19 protein-coding genes, 1 tRNA gene, 1 rRNA gene, 1 other RNA gene and 1 other annotated feature are annotated in these 18,973 nt (G+C 45.3%); of the genes, 5 read left to right on the top strand and 17 right to left on the bottom strand.

The features are described from left to right. Positions 1-321: 321 nt before the first annotated feature. The 7 genes from ACH6CZ_RS16215 to tadA form a co-directional block, all read right to left on the bottom strand. On the bottom strand, positions 322-576 hold the full coding sequence (locus ACH6CZ_RS16215; protein WP_322422760.1) for a pro-sigmaK processing inhibitor BofA family protein: 255 nt from the start codon (positions 574-576) through the stop codon (positions 322-324). Positions 577-631: 55 nt separating this feature from the next. After that, positions 632-847: a YaaL family protein gene (locus ACH6CZ_RS16210; RefSeq protein WP_374098475.1), complete on the bottom strand. Its 216-nt coding sequence runs from the start codon at positions 845-847 to the stop codon at positions 632-634. Between the two features lie 24 nt (positions 848-871). Beyond that, entirely contained in the window at positions 872-1,468 is a 597-nt protein-coding gene (gene recR / locus ACH6CZ_RS16205; RefSeq protein ID WP_039806115.1) for a recombination mediator RecR, read from the bottom strand. Between the two features lie 3 nt (positions 1,469-1,471). After that, complete coding sequence (locus tag ACH6CZ_RS16200) at positions 1,472-1,792, bottom strand: YbaB/EbfC family nucleoid-associated protein (protein ID WP_039806113.1); 321 nt, start codon at positions 1,790-1,792, stop codon at positions 1,472-1,474. Positions 1,793-1,812: 20 nt separating this feature from the next. Next, entirely contained in the window at positions 1,813-3,501 is a 1,689-nt protein-coding gene (gene dnaX, locus ACH6CZ_RS16195; RefSeq protein WP_374098474.1) for a DNA polymerase III subunit gamma/tau, read from the bottom strand. 538 nt (positions 3,502-4,039) lie between these two features. Continuing rightward, positions 4,040-4,304: signal recognition particle sRNA large type (gene ffs, locus ACH6CZ_RS16190), an RNA gene on the bottom strand. Positions 4,305-4,377: 73 nt separating this feature from the next. Beyond that, entirely contained in the window at positions 4,378-4,872 is a 495-nt protein-coding gene (gene tadA, locus ACH6CZ_RS16185) for a tRNA adenosine(34) deaminase TadA (protein ID WP_374098473.1), read from the bottom strand. 87 nt (positions 4,873-4,959) lie between these two features. On the opposite strand from tadA, the gene ACH6CZ_RS16180 reads away from it, so the two are divergent. The 4 genes from ACH6CZ_RS16180 to ACH6CZ_RS16165 all read left to right on the top strand — a co-directional run bounded on the left by ACH6CZ_RS16180 (position 4,960) and on the right by ACH6CZ_RS16165 (position 8,117). Continuing rightward, on the top strand, positions 4,960-6,243 hold the full coding sequence (locus ACH6CZ_RS16180) for a glycosyl hydrolase family 18 protein (protein ID WP_374098472.1): 1,284 nt from the start codon (positions 4,960-4,962) through the stop codon (positions 6,241-6,243). Positions 6,244-6,384: 141 nt separating this feature from the next. Then, on the top strand, positions 6,385-7,026 hold the full coding sequence (locus ACH6CZ_RS16175; protein WP_374098471.1) for a deoxynucleoside kinase: 642 nt from the start codon (positions 6,385-6,387) through the stop codon (positions 7,024-7,026). Then, positions 7,023-7,691 carry a deoxynucleoside kinase gene (locus tag ACH6CZ_RS16170; RefSeq protein ID WP_374098470.1) on the top strand — a complete coding sequence of 223 codons (669 nt, stop codon included), beginning with the start codon at positions 7,023-7,025 and terminating at the stop codon, positions 7,689-7,691. Before ACH6CZ_RS16175 ends, ACH6CZ_RS16170 begins: the two co-directional genes overlap by 4 nt. A gap of 243 nt (positions 7,692-7,934) precedes the next feature. Beyond that, positions 7,935-8,117, top strand: coding sequence for a BhlA/UviB family holin-like peptide (locus ACH6CZ_RS16165; protein WP_041120737.1), 183 nt, complete (start codon positions 7,935-7,937; stop codon positions 8,115-8,117). Between the two features lie 111 nt (positions 8,118-8,228). Here the strand turns inward: ACH6CZ_RS16165 and ACH6CZ_RS16160 are convergent, their stop codons facing one another. The 9 genes from ACH6CZ_RS16160 to guaB form a co-directional block, all read right to left on the bottom strand. Next, the gene (locus tag ACH6CZ_RS16160) at positions 8,229-8,786 is read right to left on the bottom strand and encodes a sigma factor-like helix-turn-helix DNA-binding protein (protein WP_374098469.1); all 558 of its coding nucleotides are present in this window, start codon (positions 8,784-8,786) and stop codon (positions 8,229-8,231) included. Positions 8,787-8,889: 103 nt separating this feature from the next. Continuing rightward, positions 8,890-10,038: a mechanosensitive ion channel family protein gene (locus ACH6CZ_RS16155; RefSeq protein ID WP_374098468.1), complete on the bottom strand. Its 1,149-nt coding sequence runs from the start codon at positions 10,036-10,038 to the stop codon at positions 8,890-8,892. Positions 10,039-10,209: 171 nt separating this feature from the next. Then, positions 10,210-10,302: transfer RNA gene (locus tag ACH6CZ_RS16150), tRNA-Ser, on the bottom strand. 61 nt (positions 10,303-10,363) lie between these two features. Further along, positions 10,364-10,801, bottom strand: a complete 438-nt coding sequence (locus tag ACH6CZ_RS16145; protein WP_374098467.1) for a DUF4395 domain-containing protein — start codon at positions 10,799-10,801, stop codon at positions 10,364-10,366. 463 nt (positions 10,802-11,264) lie between these two features. Further along, entirely contained in the window at positions 11,265-12,542 is a 1,278-nt protein-coding gene (gene serS, locus ACH6CZ_RS16140; RefSeq protein WP_374098466.1) for a serine--tRNA ligase, read from the bottom strand. A gap of 111 nt (positions 12,543-12,653) precedes the next feature. Next, positions 12,654-12,868: a binding site (T-box leader), on the bottom strand. A 54-nt stretch (positions 12,869-12,922) separates the two neighbouring features. Next, entirely contained in the window at positions 12,923-13,510 is a 588-nt protein-coding gene (pdxT, locus tag ACH6CZ_RS16135) for a pyridoxal 5'-phosphate synthase glutaminase subunit PdxT (protein ID WP_374098465.1), read from the bottom strand. Between the two features lie 16 nt (positions 13,511-13,526). Beyond that, entirely contained in the window at positions 13,527-14,408 is an 882-nt protein-coding gene (pdxS, locus tag ACH6CZ_RS16130; protein ID WP_039806097.1) for a pyridoxal 5'-phosphate synthase lyase subunit PdxS, read from the bottom strand. A 276-nt stretch (positions 14,409-14,684) separates the two neighbouring features. Continuing rightward, positions 14,685-16,046, bottom strand: coding sequence for a D-alanyl-D-alanine carboxypeptidase family protein (locus ACH6CZ_RS16125; protein WP_374098464.1), 1,362 nt, complete (start codon positions 16,044-16,046; stop codon positions 14,685-14,687). Between the two features lie 276 nt (positions 16,047-16,322). Then, entirely contained in the window at positions 16,323-17,786 is a 1,464-nt protein-coding gene (guaB, locus tag ACH6CZ_RS16120) for an IMP dehydrogenase (protein WP_374098463.1), read from the bottom strand. 114 nt (positions 17,787-17,900) lie between these two features. Between guaB and ACH6CZ_RS16115 the strand changes: the two genes are divergently transcribed. Continuing rightward, a complete protein-coding gene (locus tag ACH6CZ_RS16115; protein ID WP_374098462.1) occupies positions 17,901-18,572 on the top strand; it encodes a YaaC family protein in 672 nt (223 codons plus the stop codon). Between the two features lie 299 nt (positions 18,573-18,871). On the opposite strand, the gene rrf is transcribed toward ACH6CZ_RS16115, so the two are convergent. Then, a 5S ribosomal RNA gene (gene rrf, locus ACH6CZ_RS16110) occupies positions 18,872-18,973 on the bottom strand; the annotation flags it as partial.

Below are 18,973 nucleotides of genomic sequence, written 5' to 3'. Positions count from 1 at the left end.
TCTTTATAAGAAGGAATGCGGTGTTGCTCTCTCAAGCGACCAATCTATCATAACATCTTTCAGCGTTTTAAGTCAATTACTTTTTTAAAAAAGTTTTTCGCTGTTTGTTCATGTGTGATTTGATTGTGTGCTGCGTTGTTGAAGCAACGAGAAATAATATACCATGATTATTCAAATGAATGCAACCCTTTTTAGAAAAAGATTTTAATTTCTTTTCAAATCACGTTCTTCAGTATTAAAACAAGCGTTAAATTTCCGTGTTTCTTCTATATGACGGACAAAGGTTCCGCAAAAGAAAACTTCTTCTTTTGCGGAACCTCTTTATGTTCTCGTAAAGATATAAACAAGCGCAGCAGTCCCCGGCAGTCCAAGGACACCTGCTATTCCAGTCGTAAGTGGATTCATTGGTACATACAATCCATACTCCTGGCCAAAGCGATTAATCAGAAAAAGCAGACCCAGCCCTACTACCCATTTCGTCGCGATCCGCCACAGCCATTTTAAAAAAGGAACGGTCCCTACCGCCAGAATCAAAATGACAGTCGTGAGCGTCCCCAGCACCCACAGCCAGATCATGTACACTTCTCCCCTTTATAAAGTAAGTAGTATACATATTATATGCCCGGGTAATTTACTTTATGACAATCTTCCGGTGGCGTGCTTCTTTAAATAGATAAAAGTAGCGCGCTTCGGCCATTTTTTCTTCAGCAAGCATCTGTGGACTTTGTTCAAAGCTTAAGTCTGACAAATTTTTTTGTTGTTGCCATTCTTCCCTGACTTGCTGCATCAGGTGAACGAGCCGGTCGTCATACTCTTTTTTCAGCTTTCCTTTTTTACGAAACAGCATGGCACAAGCTCCTTTGAATCGGTGTTATACGTCTCTTCTGCCTTCAAGTGCTTTTGAAAGCGTGACTTCATCTGCATATTCAAGGTCACCGCCAACAGGGAGACCGTGGGCAATACGGGTGACTTTGATGCCTGAAGGGCGCAGCAGTCTTGAAATGTACATCGCTGTTGCTTCACCTTCAATATTCGGGTTTGTTGCTAAAATCACTTCCTGGACTTCATCATCCTGAAGACGCTTCAAGAGATCCGGTACATTGATATCCTCCGGACCAATACCGTCCATTGGTGAGATTGCCCCGTGCAGGACGTGGTAAAGCCCTGTATATTCTTTCATTTTTTCCATTGCAATGACGTCTTTAGGATCCTGAACGACACAGATAATCGAGCGGTCGCGCTTTTGATCTTCACAGATATAGCATGGATCCTGGTCTGTTATATGTCCGCAGACAGAGCAAAACCCGAGATTCCGCTTAGCGTTGACCAGCGCTTTTGCGAAATCGAGCACTGTGTCTTCTTTCATTCCTAATACAAAAAACGCCAGCCGGGCCGCTGTTTTCGGCCCAATGCCTGGCAGTTTCATGAAGCTGTCAATCAGCTTGGATATTGGTTCCGGGTAGTGCACGTGTTAAAACATCCCCGGGAGGTTCATGCCTTTAGTGAACTGTCCCATTGTAGAGTTGGTCAATTCGTCAGCTGCTTTCATCGCCTCATTTGTTGCGGCTAAAACAAGGTCCTGCAGCATTTCGATGTCTTCTGGGTCTACAACTTCTTCTTTAATTTCAACATCTACAACTTCTTTGTGACCTGAAACAGTAACTGTTACCATTCCACCACCAGCTGTACCAGTCAGACGCTTTTCGCCAAGCTCTTCCTGTGCCTTTGCCATTTGCTTCTGCATTTTCTGCATCTGCTTCATCATACCTTGCATATTTCCTCCACCACGCATGTGTATTACCTCCGAATAATTTAGTCTTGAATATCGAGTAAGTCTGAGCCAACAAGTTTCCTTGCTTCTTCAATCAGCGGATCTTCCTTCGCTTCTCCATCCTCCTCAGATTCCTCCTGATTCTGAATAAAGTCCTCGCGAATCTCAAGCCACTGATCTTCCGGAACACCAATCACTGAATAAAAAGTGCCTGTAAGCTCCTGAAGAATGGAAGGCATTGTGTCAGTCAGCTTATTGTTTTCCATTGCCATCTTGCAATGAATCTCATATTTAAATTTTAACACAAAAGTGTCCTGAGATGCTGCAACTGGCTCAGCTTCATTTAAAAGAGCTGTGAGCGATCTCAGTTGCTGGCGGTTCATACTCTCAAGCATGTCTCCCCAGCGGTTTTTAATCTGTGAAATATCATCTTTTGTCGCATTTCTGAGCACTTCTTTAATTCTGCCTGTCGGTGCTTTAAATGTACTCTGACGCGTCTGCTTTTTCGCTGCCGGCGCTGCAGTCTGTGCCGGTTCTTCCTGAACGCCGTTTGACTTCAGCTTCTTCAATTCCCCTTCAAGCTGATTGACGCGGTTGATGAGCTGCTGCAGATCCGGAATATCTACCGCCTGCGCGGTCTTTGGTCGCTCCGACTGGGAAAGCTTCACAGCCGCTACTTCTAAATGGGTTCGCGCATGATTGGACAGCCTCATCTCCTGCTGCGTTTTATTCAGCACTTCAATATACTGATAAAGCAGGTCCGACTCAACGGTTTCCGCGATTTCTTTAAACGCATCATCTGACAGGACTCGTTCAAGGGAATCTTCAAGCTCAGGCGCTGTTTTATAAAGCAGCAGATCACGACTGTATAAAATCAGGTCCTCGATCAGCCGTAAAGGATCCTTCCCTTCTTCCAGTAGACGGTGAATGGCATCAAGTGCTGAAGCCGTATCCTGATCAATAATCGCTTTTACGAGATTCGTCAGCTGCTCCTGTCCAATTGAACCAGTAACCGTCAATGCATCTTCAACGGTCACCTGCTCACCGCTGAATGAAATTGCCTGGTCAAGCAGGCTGAGAGCATCCCGCATCCCGCCTTCAGCAGTACGCGCAATAATATGAAGCGCTCTTTCCTCAACTGTAACGCCGGATGATTCCGCAATATGCTGCATTCTCCCTGTAATGTCATGGGCAGTGATTCTTTTGAAATCAAAACGCTGACAGCGGGAAATAATCGTCAGTGGAATTTTGTGCGGCTCAGTTGTTGCGAGGATAAAAATAACGTGCTTCGGCGGTTCTTCAAGCGTTTTAAGTAACGCATTAAAAGCCCCAGGCGTCAGCATATGCACTTCGTCGACGATATATACCTTATAGCGCCCTTCATTCGGCGCGTACTTTACTTTGTCACGGATATCACGAATTTCATCGACACCATTATTTGAAGCGGCATCGAGTTCTATGACATCTGAGATCGAGCCATCTGTAATCCCCTTACAGATCGCACACTCATTGCACGGTTCTTTTACTGGTGCATGCTCACAGTTCACCGCTTTGGCTAAAATTTTCGCCGCACTTGTCTTTCCGGTACCACGGGGGCCGGAAAATAAATAAGCATGGGAGATTTTTTCCTGTAAGAGGGCGTTCTGCAGCGTTTTTGTCACGTGCTGCTGCCCTACAACGTCAGCAAATTCCTGCGGGCGCCACACGCGGTATAACGCTTGATAAGCCATTGGTGTACCCTCCTCATCTGTAATGAATTCCTCCCTTCAGTATAACGCAAATCGATGCTGCTGACACTTCAAAAAGAGAGGAATCCCCCGGAAGTCGTATGAAGGTTTTTTACGGTGCTGTGGTTATTTTAAAAGAGTGAAGTGGTTGGGTTCGGAGAAAAATGAGTGATGTTCAGAGAAATATGTGGGTTGTTCAAAGAATACAGAGGGTGGTTCGTGGAAAAACTCGTCTGGTTCAGAGAAAAAACGTGATCGTTCTTAGAAAAGTATCATTTGACCTACGCCGGACTGCACTATACTTTGCCGTTTGAATATGGTTCACGTTTCATTAGTGGGGTTTCGCGCTTTAATTATGCTAGTTCGGCGTTCAATACAAAGAGTTTGCTCTTTAAACCATTACGTTCGACGTTCACCGGCTAATGTTCGACACTTCAGGTATTCAGACTCACCCCGTCACCCTGGCCGCATCCAAATCACACAAAATAAAAAAGCCACCCCGGAAAATCCGAAGTGACTTTGATTATATAAAATTAAAATGCCGTGCACCTTCTGTCGACTGACAGCCCCATGCGTTACTCCTGCAGTTAGCTCGGTTCAGGCTGCCCCGCGGCACATGAGAGGTTCCACTTAATGCTGCTTCCTTCCGGACCTGACATGGTTCATGAATTCCCATTGCGCAGGACCCAAACGTCAACACCACTTACAGAAGGCAGACCATGAAGCATGGCAGCCTCGAGAAGGGATTCAGTTTCGCTAGAGCGGATTGCGAATACAGGGCACCGCTAATTCCCCACCTAGCACGGCAAAAATGAGACCAATATTCATTTGCGCCTTTTGACGACGCAAGATTTAGTATACTACCTGCTGACAGAAAAATCAATCAGGATCTTTCAGCATCTGCTTCTTCAATTTCTTTTCCTCCCGCAGCCCCCTGAAAAAGTCCGTCAGCATCTGTCCGCACTCCTCACCAAGCACACCCGGCACAACTTCACACCGGTGATTAAAGCGGTCATCCTCCAGCAGATTCATCAGGCTGCCGGCACAGCCCGCTTTCGGATCACGCGCGCCATAGACGACGCGGTCCACGCGTGACAGCAAAATTGCACCGCTGCACATCGGACAGGGCTCCAGTGTGACATAAAGCGTTGTATTCTCAAGGCGCCAGCTTCCAGCAGCGTCACACGCTTTTTCAATTGCGAGCAGCTCCGCATGCGTGACAGCATTCTGCGTCGTTTCCCGCAGGTTATAAGCAGAGGCGATCATCGCGTCATCTTTCACGATCACAGCACCAATCGGCACTTCGCGGATCGCTTCAGCCTTTTTTGCTTCCTCCATTGCCCGCTGCATCCAGTATTCATCGCGTTCAGTCATCACATTCGTCCTTTGCTCATTTTTTTCTGATCTTATCATATAGTTGAAAATAGCGTCTATCTTCTCTATATGCGAAAGGAGTTCTTTATGCAAATTCACGTCGTTCAACCGGGTGAGAATCTGTTTACCATCAGCGCACTCTATTCCATTACACCCCAGCAGATTGCAGATGCCAATCAGCTGCCGAATCCGGATCAACTCGTACCGGGTCAGGCACTTGTGATCCCGATTACAGGAAGCTTTTATTTTGTGCAGGCAGGAGACTCCCTTTATGCAATCGCCCAGAAAGCCGGTATCACCTATCAGGAGCTCGCCTCCATCAATGGACTGTCACCTGAGCAGCCGCTTGCAATCGGCTGGCGCCTTTATTTACCGCCAAAGCCAAAGACGCCTGCAGAATTTAATGCATACGCAGAGCCTTTTGGAGAAACGGTTTCTGAAAACATCCTGCTCCGTACAAGGGAAGCCGCTCCCTATTTAACCTATCTTGCCCCGTTCAGCTTCCAGGCAAAACGCGACGGCTCACTCAGCACACTGCCTGTCGAACCGTTTGTCCCGATTGCCGATGCGAATCGTAATACGTTAATGATGGTGATTACCAACCTTGAAGAAGGCGGATTCAACGACGAACTCGGCCGGATTCTGTTAAATGATATGACGGTGCAGGATAATCTGCTGGATAATATAGAAACAACTGCTAAGCAATACGGCTTCCGTGATATTCACTTCGATTTTGAGTATCTCCGCCCTGAAGATGAGGAAGCGTACACCGCATTTTTAGCAAAAGCAAAGGAGCGTTACTCACAGGAAGGGTGGCTCGTATCAGCTGCACTCGCACCAAAAACGCGGGCGGATCAGCCTGGGAGATGGTATGAGGCGCATAACTATAAAGCGATTAGTGAAATCGTGGATTTTGTCGTGATCATGACCTATGAATGGGGTTATAGCGGAGGACTTGCGCAGGCAGTTTCTCCAATCGGTCCTGTGAGAGATGTGCTTGAATATGCGCTTACTGAAATGCCTGCCAGTAAAATCATGATGGGGCAGAACCTGTACGGCTATGACTGGACGCTGCCTTTTGTACAGGGCACCCAGGCGCGTGCGATCAGTCCACAGCAGGCAATCGAAATCGCTGCAACGCAAGGCGTGCCGATTCAATATGATACGACCGCTCAGGCGCCTTTTATCGAGTACACAACTGACGGCAAGGACCATATCATCTGGTTTGAGGATGCCCGGTCCATTCAGGCAAAATTTGATCTGTTAAAAGAATTGAACCTGCGGGGGATGAGTTATTGGAAACTCGGCCTTTCTTTCCCACAGAACTGGCTGCTCCTTGGCGACCAGTTCACCCCTGTAAAACTCAGATAATTTTTATCCAGGGCAAGGTGCTGTATATCACGCACCTTGTCTTTTTTCGTCTAATCCCGCCTACTTTTCACCTGGTGAATGTGGTACAATAACGGGTGCGAACTGAACCGGCTTGACTGGAGAATAAGGAGGAAAACGAGAATGACGACCATTCCGTTTGTGACTGTGGAGGGGCCAATTGGCGTTGGTAAAACGTCTCTTGCAAAAGCCATTTCCGAACACTTTGATTTTCATTTGTTAAAAGAGATTGTCGATGAGAATCCTTTTTTAGATAAATTCTACTCAAACATTGATGAGTGGAGCTTCCAGACAGAGATGTTCTTTCTCTGCAACCGCTATAAACAGCTGAGCGATATTCAGCGTCACTATCTGTCAGCACAGAAGCCTGTCGCTGCAGATTACCACATTTTCAAAAATATCATTTTCGCAAAACGCACACTGCGCCCTGAGGAGTACGATAAGTACCTTGAAGTGTACCGCATTCTGACAGCTGACATGCCAAAGCCGAATGTTGTTGTCTACCTTCACGCAAGCCTCGAGACATTACTCAAGCGCGTAAAACTGCGCGGCCGCGAATTTGAAAGAGATATGAGCCCGCTTTACTTAGAGCAGCTCTCAGCAGATTATGATGAATTCATTCATCACTTCGAGAAAACGCACCCGGAAATTCCGGTACTGCGGATCAACGGTGACGACATTGATTTCGTCAACTACGAGCAGGACCTCGAACTAGTCCTTCAAAAGGTCGAAGAATCATTACTTAAAAGGAGTACTATACTATGAACGCACGTGAACGATACGGCATCCCGAACGATGCTGTCATTACAATCGCAGGAACAGTCGGCGTCGGCAAATCAACCATGACTCAAAAGCTTGCTGAACACCTTCAGTTCAGAACGTCTTTTGAAAAAGTTGAAGCCAATCCTTATCTAGATAAATTCTATAAAGACTTTGAAAAATGGAGCTTCCACCTGCAGGTTTACTTCCTTGCAGAACGCTTCAAGGAGCAAAAGCGTATGTTCGAATACGGCGGCGGCTTTATTCAGGACCGCTCGATCTATGAAGATACAGGCATTTTCGCGAAAATGCATTACGAAAAAGGCACAATGTCACCAGTTGACTACGAAACGTATACGAGCCTGTTTGAAGCAATGGTCATGACGCCATACTTCCCTCATCCGAGCCTGCTTGTTTATCTTGAAGGGTCAATTGATGATATTGTAACGCGCATCCAGGCAAGAGGCCGCCCGATGGAGCAGGAAACACCGCTTGCTTACTGGGAAGAGATGCACGGGCGCTATGAGAACTGGATTGATTCGTTTAATGCGTGTCCTGTGCTGCGTCTGAATATTAATGATTATGATCTTGTAAAGGATCCGGATTCGATTGATCCGATTCTTGAGAAGATCGGGTCGTTTATTCAGCAGACTTCTTTGTTAAAAAAATAACCTATTATAACCGCTGATCCTTTCCGTGGAGGGCTTCGCTTTCCTGCCCCCGGGCGGTGAGCCTCCTCGAGCTTCGCTCTGCGGGGTCTCACCTGTCCCTTCCTGGGGCGGGAGTCTTCGCCCTCCACTCCAAGGACCAGCTGAGTGAGTCATTGTTACAAAAGCATTCAAGTAAAATTAATAACGTATGTTTACAAAACGATTTAATCCTCCTTTTATGTAGAGTAAAAGGGGGATTTTTTGATGGAGAAAATTCTGATTGATGTATTGTCGACACAGGGTGTGTTTGCGGTTTTGTTTGCGGGGCTGTTGTTTTATGTGCTGCGGATGAACAAGGAGCGGGAGGATAAGTTTTTTGAGACGAATCGGAAGCTTGAGGAGACGCTGCAGCTGATTGAGATGCTGCTGAAGAAGGATGGGCGTTAAGAAACCCGGCGGTGATTTCGATACACCGCCGGGTTTTTCCATGCATGAATTCTCATCTCAAATAAGCTATAATTGAGACAGGGAAAAGGAGCTTCTATTCTTGTGGTCTGGTCACTGCACTGAATCTGATAGCTTCCTTTTCTCTTTTTCATGCCCAAAATACAGACATTTGATTTTCTCCAGCGCTCTGTTTTTCGTCTGGTTCACCGCCTGTCTTGAAATCTTCATGTAATGGGCAAGTTCTGTTGTTGATAGATCGTTTACATATATACACTCAATGACAAATGACTCCTGGGCGGTCAGCACCTCCATCATTTCAAGCAGTTCAATTTCTGAATTCATCGCCTCACCTGCAACATTTTTCACTTCAAAAGCCTTCTCGATTTCGATCTTTTTACTGTTCTTTTTTGATAAACGAATAAATTCGTATTTTAATGATTTTGCAAGATAGCTAAAGATGACTTTATTATTTTTCTCTTCAAATTGTTCAAGCGGCATTTTCCGTGCAGTCTTCAGTAAGTGCAGCTTCAGATCCTGCTTGGTATCTTCACCGTTCAGAAGCCGGCCGTATTTATGAATGACCGGGTCGAACGTCGATAGCAGCTTGAGACTTTCTCTTTCCCCACCAGTCCGCATTTTCACAGCGATTTCATATAAATTTTTTTGCATATCATCACTCCTTTTTCACATTATACCAAACATATGTTCTTATTTTTAGTATTAGGAGTCGGGAAAATTCGCGGTTTTTTTCAGAAAAGAAAAACAGCACCTGTTAAGAGTGCTGTCCATGATCATTATTTGATGATTTTAATATGTTTAATACCTCACCTTGGACGCTTCTTAAGTGAAGGTCACGCTGAGGAAATGGGATTTCAATATCATTTTCCTGAAAAAGCTGATTGATTCTGAAGTTCAGGCTGCTTTTTGTCGTAATGACCTGATTAGAATTTGAGATCCATACAAATAGCTCCATATCTAAAGATGATTCTCCAAAGGCATTGAAATTCACATAAGGTTCAGGGTGTTCAAGAACAACCGAATGCGTTCTGTGCTCTTCATGTGCAGCTTGCAGTAACAACTCTTTTACTTTATTTACATCAGATCCATAAGCAACACCTACAGGAATAACTAGCCGCATGCGCGGATCCCCATACGAACGATTGACTACTTGTTCTTCAAGAAAATATGAGTTCGGTACAATGACATGTTCGTTATGTATGGTTTTAATCACGGTCGCCCTCATATTGATTTTCTCAACATCCCCAATTAAATCATCTATTATGACACGGTCACCTACTTTAATCGGACGCTCAAATAACAAAATAATACCTGAGATAAAGTTAGAAGCAATATTCTGGAGGCCAAAGCCGATCCCCACACCTAAAACGCCCGCAAATACAGTCAATGCACTAAGATCAATGCCTACCGTTGTCAAACTGACAACCAGCGCAATCACCATCACTGTATAGTGAAAAACACGATCAAAAGTAAACTGAACTCCGCGGTCAAGATGATAACGCTTGTATACGTTTGGAAGTATGTAGCGGGTGGTAATTCTTGAAATGCGGTTAGCAAGAGATACAATTAAAATTGCCAGAATCACAAGAAATACCGTAATACTGACACCGCCTACTTCAAAGATTGGTTCGAACATCCAGTAAGAAGACGAGAAGTAAAATAACATTAATAATAAAACGCCATAAGTTGTCGCCCAGTTCAATAAAATTTCTATAATTCCATGCAAATGTCTCATAATACTATTTTTGCTGAGTTTTCTTGTCAAAAATAATACGATACTCCGCACTGCGAAGATGCAAAATACATAAAAGATAAATAAAAACAGCTGAGTCCAATGAATGTCACTAAAAAAATCGAGCCACTGCCCCGTTAATTCTTCTGTCTGTATCACATTCATGAACATGATAACGCCCCCCATAACATTTACCCTATATTTCCCTTGATACATTCTCATGAAACAACGTGATTCATTGGAGATAAAATGAGCCGAACACAACAAAACACAACAAAAAAGCCACTGCCGAAGCAGTGACTTTCTCCAATTTATGCGCGTTGATGTTTAATTTAAAAATTATGGAGGAGGTAGAGGGATTCGAACCCCCGCGGGCTGTTACACCCCTGTCGGTTTTCAAGACCGATCCCTTCAGCCGGACTTGGGTATACCTCCCTGTCGACAAGAAATATAATATCATGGTTTTATAGTTCCCGTCAATCTTTTTTAAAAAGATTTATGAAAAACTTTTAGATGTTTTTGTTCGGCGATACTGCCATTGCTTCCATTGGAAACGTATGAAGCATCCGACACAAAAACCCATGATTGCAACTGATGCCGCAGTCACAACCATTATTGTAAAGGTATACGCTGCAATTGTCCACCCAAAACTGAAAGAAATATAGCCGCCTGCAAGAAAAAATACGGCAAGGATCTGATTAAATCGCTGATCCGAACGGTCTTCAGGAATGTAGCTGCTCATCGGCTTCTTTAAAAACTGCTTAGCCAGACGCATTATTGGATTGAAATTAAATAATACGCCACCAAATCCTGCAAGAAGCGGAATGAGTAATAAGTGATGGAAACCTGTAATCCAGACTGCTGCAACGGTGAGAACAATGGTCCACTGATTGGCCCGTACGAGCGGACGCGGGATAGATAGGGATGCTGACATTTATATCATACCTTTCTGATCGGAATATAAGTTTATAAGATATCATACGCCGGATGGTATCAAAACGTCAAGTGAGGAGTTTTTGTGGATACGGCATTCGTTTGACAGAATTGCTACAGGGGGCGTGGGCGATTGCTACAAGTATCCGGGTGGATCGCTACAACTTCAGCGCGGACTGCTACAACCTGGACAGAAATTGCGACAACTCAAGCCGCGCCCCATGCATTTCAGAAACAGGCTCTTGTTTTCCCAAGGGCATGAAGAGGGTTCGCGGGATTAAAGCAAATACGACATCCGAAAGCCGAAATGCTACCGCACGCCGGGGGGATTGCTACAACTTCCCGGGTGAATCGCTACAACCGGCGTACGAACCACTACAACTTCAGCCACAATTGCTACATCCCCCGCTCCCGCTCCAGCAACCAAAAAGAGCCGCCCCACCCAGGGACAGCTCTCAACTCACTTATTTAGAAATAACTGTTTTACCACCCATATAAGGCTGCAGCACGTCAGGCACCACTACACTGCCGTCTTCCTGCTGATAGTTCTCTAAAATCGCAGCGACTGTACGGCCGACGGCAAGACCACTGCCGTTTAGCGTATGCACGTGCTCTGGCTTTGCATTTGGCTCGCGGCGGAAGCGGATGTTTGCACGGCGCGCCTGGAAATCTTCAAAGTTACTGCAAGAAGAGATCTCACGGTAAGTACCATAGCTTGGGATCCATACTTCAATGTCATATTTCTTCGCAGCTGTGAAGCCAAGATCCGCTGTACACATGCTCATCACGCGATATGGAAGCTCAAGCAGCTGAAGTACTTTTTCAGCGTGACCAGTCAGTTTCTCAAGCGTTTCATAAGATTCTTCAGGCTTCGCAAAGCGTACAAGCTCAACCTTATTGAACTGGTGCTGACGGATCAGTCCGCGTGTATCACGGCCGGCAGATCCAGCTTCAGAGCGGAAGTTTGCGCTGTAAGCAACGTACGCTTTTGGCAGCTCATCAATTTTTAAAATTTCATCACGGTGATAGTTTGTGACAGGCACTTCAGACGTCGGCACAAGGAAGAAGTCCTCCTTTTCGATACGGAAAGCGTCCTCTTCAAACTTCGGCAGCTGTCCTGTACCAGTCATACTTGCGCGGTTTACAAGGTATGGCGGCAGCATTTCAGTATAGCCGTGCTGATCCTGATGAAGGTCCATCATGAAGTTGATCAGTGCGCGCTCAAGGCGTGCACCTGCCCCTTTATAAAAGACGAAGCGGCTGCCTGTTACTTTTGCAGCACGTTCAAAATCAAGCATTTCAAGATCAGTCGCCACGTCCCAGTGAGGCTTTGCTTCAAAATCGAAGTCGCGGATCTGACCCCAGTTGCGGATTTCTACGTTATCATCCTCTGTATCGCCAACCGGCACGCTGTCATGCGGTACGTTTGGAATAGAAAGCAACAGCGTTTCAAGCTTCTCTTCCACTTCACGCAGACGCTCATCAATCTGCTTGATCTCATCTCCAAGACCGCGCATTTCAGCAATCACATCATCTGCATTCTTCTTCTCACGCTTCATCTGCGCGATTTCCTGAGACACCTCATTACGACGGCTCTTCTTCTCCTCTGTCTTTGTAATCAGCTCACGGCGTTCCTGATCAAGCGCCTGGAACTGATCAAAATCCTTCAGATCCTCCCCGCGCTTTGCCATCTTTTCTTTTATTTCTTCAAAATTATTACGTAAACGTTTTAAATCCAACATGATGATTCCTCCTCTTTTTAAATGGTTAAAAAGCTGCTGCGAAGTCTGGGTCTGTCCCAGACTTCGACTTCCAAAAATCAAAAAACTCCCGCCCACTTATTATTAAAAATAATAAGGGACGAGAGTTGAAGCCCGCGATACCACCCTGGTTGAAAGCACATGTGTACTTTCCGCTTAAGGCATAACGGTGCCTGCCCGTGGAATCTTACTGTAATTTCGGATTCCCGCTCCAGAATGGATTCACGAACGTCTTATACCTGCTCTCACCAACCGCAGGCTCTCTTCAATAAGCACATTTCGCTACTGCTTTCTGTCACAGCTTTTCGTTTGTTTTGATAAAAATTAGGTTACTACATGACCCATAAAAGATCAACTGTTTTTTATAATACGACTGCTGGTGACTCAACCATTTTAATGAAATACTCAGTCAAACGGTGGTCATCAGTCAGCTCCGGATGGAATGAGCAGCCAAGGAACTGTCCGTGGCGCGCAAGTACGATCCGTTCGTTGTGTGTGGCGAGCACTTCTGTATCAGGACCTGCTGATACGATGTGCGGCGCACGGATGAAGACTGCTGTGTAAGGATCTCCTTCAATGCCTGTAATCGAAAGGTCTGCTTCAAAGCTTTCCTTTTGACGGCCGAATGAATTTCGCTCAACGACAACATCCATTACACCAAGATGTGGCTCATCATACCCGACAACTTCTCCTGCAAGCAGGATCAGTCCGGCACATGTACCAAACATCGGCTTGCCTGAAGCAGCAAATGCTCTTAGCGGCTCCATCAAACCATATACATCAATCAAGCGGCGCATCGTTGTGCTTTCTCCACCTGGTAAAATTAATCCGTCAATATCTGAGAGCTGTTCTGCTTTCTTCACGACAACCGCTTTGGCACCGCCTGCTTCGATTGAACGGACATGTTCGCGAACCGCTCCCTGTAAACCTAAAACACCAATTGTTGTCATGATGATCAGCCCTTTCTTACCAACCGCGCTCCTGCATGCGGTCTTCTAATGATAGTGATGAGATTTCCATCCCTTTCATCGCTGTACCAAGCTCTTTTGATACTTTTGCGATTAACTCATAATCCTGATAGTGTGTTGTTGCTTCTACAATCGCACGTGCAAACTTTTCAGGGTTATCTGATTTGAAGATACCTGATCCAACGAATACACCGTCAGCGCCAAGCTCCATCATCAGTGCAGCATCCGCTGGTGTTGCAACGCCGCCTGCAGCGAAGTTTACAACTGGCAGACGTCCAAGTTCTTTAATTTCTAAAAGAAGGTCAAATGATGCACCAAGCAGTTTCGCTTCTGTCATCAGCTCATCCTTAGACATATTCACAACTTTACGGATCTGTCCATTTACTTTACGCATGTGGCGAACTGCTTCAACAATGTTACCCGTTCCTGGCTCACCTTTTGTACGAAGCATTGACGTACCTTCACCGATGCGACGTGCTGCTTCACCAAGGTCGCGGCATCCGCATACGAATGGTACTGTGAAATCACTCTTCATTAAGTGATACTCTTCATCCGCCGGCGTTAATACTTCACTTTCATCTATATAATCTACACCCATTGATTCAAGTACGCGGGCTTCTGTAATATGCCCGATTCTTGCTTTTGCCATGACCGGAATACTTACCGCGCCCATAACCTCTTCTACGATGCGAAGATCTGCCATACGGGCAACTCCGCCTTCTTTACGAATATCAGATGGCACACGCTCAAGTGCCATTACTGCTACCGCACCTGCTGCCTCTGCTAATTTTGCCTGCTCCGCATTGACAACGTCCATAATCACGCCGCCTTTTTGCATCTCAGCCATTCCTCTTTTTACACGATCCGTACCTGTATTCATGGTAAAAGCCTCCTTCATCCTGTAGAACAGTCCATGAAGTCCCGGGGTCTACCCTTTACTCCATTAGAACTGGTAAAGTTTGATCTGATTAAGATAAGAATGCTGTCCAGCTTCAGACATTAGACAAGCGCCTTCAGCTTTTCGTTATCCCACCTTTTATCTTCACTAAAAAAGCACTCCATGTCAAGACACGAAGTGCTTTTAAAGCGCTAAATGGTGCTAAAAACCTTGAATATCACTTGGTTTTAGCGCATTAAAGGATCACATAAATATTTTTTAGAACCAGCCTTTAACCGTCGTCATAATTGTATCCCACAGTCCGCCGAAGAAGCCGCCGACTGCGCGCATGCTGAGAACAAACCAGTTTGCTTTTTCCACTGCTTCAGTTGTGACAACTTCTGTTTCAAGAGAAGATGCCATACTGTCATCAAGGAAGCCGAATTCCCCGCCTGCAGCAGCCATACTGAGTGTACCGACCTGAGAACCTTCTTCAATCGGTGCAGTCAGTTCGCCATCTTCATTTAAAAGAGACTCATCCAGTAAAAGCTCCGGTGTAAATTCTGCCGGGTCCTGGCCGTTTTCAAGAATCACCTGGATCGGGTCAGTTGCCTCAATCCCAACTGAATCATCTGTTCCTTTATCAACAGACAGTGTTTCCTGTCCTTCTACTGTATAGTTAGCAGGCAGAATTTCCTGCATAGAGAAGTTACCAAAGCCATAATCGAACAGTTCTGCAGTAGCACCAAAACGAGCGCCGTAAGAACCAACACCATTTTCATCCGTTGCATTCATGACAACTGAGATCAGACGCATACCATCGCGCTCAGCTGTTCCTGTAAATGTATACCCTGCAAAATCAGTCGTACCTGTCTTAATGCCATCTACACCTTCATATTCAAATACGAGTGAAGGGAGCATGAAATTCCAGTTTTCCATATCAGTTGCATCTTCAGTGCCTTCACGGAAAACTTTTTTAGGAATACTTGATGTTTCAAGAACCTCTGGAAAGTCATTCAACAAATGATAAGCAAGCTTCGCGGTACTGCGTGCTGACATTACGTTCTCTTCATCCACGCCTGTACCTTCCGGATGGTAACCCATCATATCTGAGTTGTTCAGTCCGCTTGAGTTAACAAAATTATAACTTTCAAGACCAAGCTCAGCAGCCTTATCATTCATCATTTTGACGAATTCACCTTCAGTGCCGGCAACTGTCTCTGCAAGTGCAATCGTTGCAGCATTTGCAGAATAAATCACCATTGCTTCATACAGCTCCTGAATTGAATATTGCTCACCATTGCGTAAGGGCACGTTACTTAAAGATGTATCCTGAGAAATTTCATACGTTTTATCTGTTACAGTATATTGATCTTCCCAGGTCACTTCACCATTAGCAATTGCCTCGAGAAGAAGATATTCAGTCATCATTTTTGTCATACTTGCAACGCCAAGCTGGGTATCAGCGTTCTCAGCAAATAATACTTTACCAGTTTCTGCTTCAAGCAGAATCGCTGCATCCACTTCCCAGTTCTGAATCACATTTGCCTTTGCTTCGTGCGTAAAAGCACCACTTCCAAAAAATAATCCAAACGCAAGCGCACCTGCTGTCGCTTTACGTAACACTTTTGTTTTAAACATGTTAGACCTCCGATATGTTATCTGTGTCCGGCTACAGCGCCTAGCCCTCGAGTCATAAGTCACGTTGAGAAAATGGGCAAGTTCACCCATTTCTCTCAACGCGCCTTATGCTTGTCAGGGCTGACCAAGGCGCCTACGCTCTTCTATGTACACCTTTGTAATTCTATCATAATTATTTACCAAAAAGTATAGCCAGAATAGCACTGTTCAGTGACAAAAAAGCAGGACCCCCGTAAGAATGGAGTCCTGCCTGAATGTGTAAAATGATTCACCTGATTACATTGAATAGTTTGGAGATTCTTTTGTAATCTGAACATCATGCGGATGGCTTTCGCGTAAGCCTGCACCAGTCATACGGATAAACTGTGCTTCTTCACGCAGTTCGAACAGATTCTTTGAACCGCAATAACCCATTCCGCTGCGGATACCGCCAACCAGCTGATACACTGTGTCAGCAAGCGGTCCTTTATAAGCTGTACGTCCTTCAATGCCTTCAGGTACAAGCTTCTTCGCATCTTCCTGGAAGTAACGGTCTTTTGAGCCTTTTTCCATTGCACTCATTGAACCCATTCCGCGGTAAACTTTAAAGCGGCGTCCCTGGAAGATCTCCGTTTCACCTGGGCTTTCAGTTGTACCTGCAAGCAGGCTTCCGAGCATCACAGCGTGCCCACCGGCAGCAAGTGCCTTCACGATATCTCCTGAATACTTAATTCCACCATCGGCAATAATAGATTTACCGTGTTTACGCGCTTCAGTCGCACAATCGTAAACAGCAGTAATTTGCGGAACACCGACACCTGCAACAACGCGTGTTGTACAGATTGAACCTGGTCCGATTCCAACTTTCACAACATCAGCACCTGCTTCAATCAGTGCTTTTGTTCCTTCCGCAGTTGCAACGTTTCCAGCGATAATGACAACATCAGAGAATGAACGGCGAATCATTGCAATCGTATCCAGCACGCCCTGCGAATGACCATGCGCTGTATCGATGACAATTGCATCAACACCCGCCTTTACAAGCTGCTGCACACGCTTTTCAGCATCCGCTGTCACACCGACAGAAGCAGCCACTAAAAGACGTCCCTTTGAATCTTTTGCAGAATTTGGGAATTCAATGACCTTTTCAATATCCTTAATCGTGATTAAGCCTTTTAAAATGCCGTTATCATCTACTAAAGGAAGCTTTTCAATTTTATATTGCTGAAGAATTTTTTCAGCTTCGTCTAAAGTCGTACCGACAGAAGCCGTCACGAGATTCTCTTTAGTCATGACTTCATCAATTTTCATTGAATAATCCTGAATGAAACGAAGATCGCGGTTTGTGATAATCCCAACAAGCTTCTGCTCATTCATATCATTGACAATCGGAACACCGGAAATACGATATTTGCCCATTAAATGCTCTGCATCAAACACCTGATGATCTGGAGTCAGGAAGAACGGATCTGTAATGACCCCACTCTCAGAACGCTTAACACGCTCAACCTGTTCAGCCTGTGCTTCAATACTCATACTCTTGTGGATTACACCAAGGCCGCCTGCGCGAGCCATTGCAATCGCCATCGCAGCTTCAGTTACCGTATCCATACCGGCACTCATAATCGGAACATTTAATTTAATTGTATCCGTAAGCTCAACTGACAGATCAACATCACGCGGTAATACCTCAGATTTAGCCGGGACCAGCAGCACATCATCAAACGTCAAACCTTCTTTAGCAAATTTCGTTTCCCACATTGTCAATTTCCTCCCCGTCTCAAAAATATTATTGTAAGGTTATCAGCCGGTCCCGTGTGTGTCAATAATGGAAGAATAAGTTCGATTATTAAGAATAGTTGGGAGATTTTTAGTATGACGTCTGACTTTGACTGGAATCACTACCTTCCCTTATATACGAAACATTACGTCATTCAACATTTATACACTACCTATTCAAGGAAAGGATTCGTTCATCCTGAAAGGCTGGCCGCTGAAAAAGCAGCATCTTACAGCGCACATATCGAACACGCTGAACTGTTTTACAGGCAATCTGCTCAATCAACCGCAAGCATTCAGCCTGTTCTGCAATTTTACGGCATGATTCACCTCTTAAAGGCAGCGATCACGATGAAAGACCCTTTTCACCCTGAAAAATCGAATCAGCTCGCACACGGGGTCTCCTCGCGTAAAATCAAAAAGAAACACTACAGCTTTTTAGAAGACACAGTCAAAATTCAAAAGCATGGCTTGTATGCGACGTGTTCTGAAAAACTGCTGAATTGCACACCAAGAACAATCACATGTGATATGCAGCAATTATTCAATTCGCTGCATGAAAAGCATCCCTCTGTCTATATGCTTCAGGCGCACTACCTGATCCTCTACAACCTCAGTATGCTCGCACGCTATGAAACAGAATGGTGGCATATATGTATGACTTATAAAGAGACATTGGACTACCCGATTATTAAAAGCTTTCTCACTGATTCAGCCCGGCAAGTGCCTGAAGAGATGATGAAGTTTTTATTGAAGGGACCCGGTTAAACAAAAGGAGATCTGGCGACACAAAGGATTCCCCATTCGGCTGACGCCTTTGAGAAATTGTTCTTTAAAAGGATCTTAATGACAAAGCTTTGTTAAATTTGACTATTTTTCAGCATAGCTGGTGATTGAAGCGGAAGGGGGCGACTCCTGCGGCATGAAGGGACAGGTGAGACAAAGCACGGCGAAGCCTGCTAGCTCACCGCCCGGCCGCAGAAAGCGTCCCCCTGAAGCGGAGATCATCAACCAGACTTAATAGAGTAAACATAAAAAAAGCCTCCCCCTCAGGGAAGACTCAGATTGCCTAGCGACGTCCTACTCTCACAGGGGGGAAACCCCCAACTACCATCGGCGCTGAAGAGCTTAACTTCCGTGTTCGGCATGGGAACGGGTGTGACCTCTTC

The organism is Jeotgalibacillus sp. JSM ZJ347 (assembly GCF_044383825.1).
Lineage (GTDB): Bacteria > Bacillota > Bacilli > Bacillales > Jeotgalibacillaceae > Jeotgalibacillus.
The sequence above is the reverse complement of the archived record's forward strand: the minus strand, read 5'-3'. Positions and strand labels throughout refer to the sequence as shown.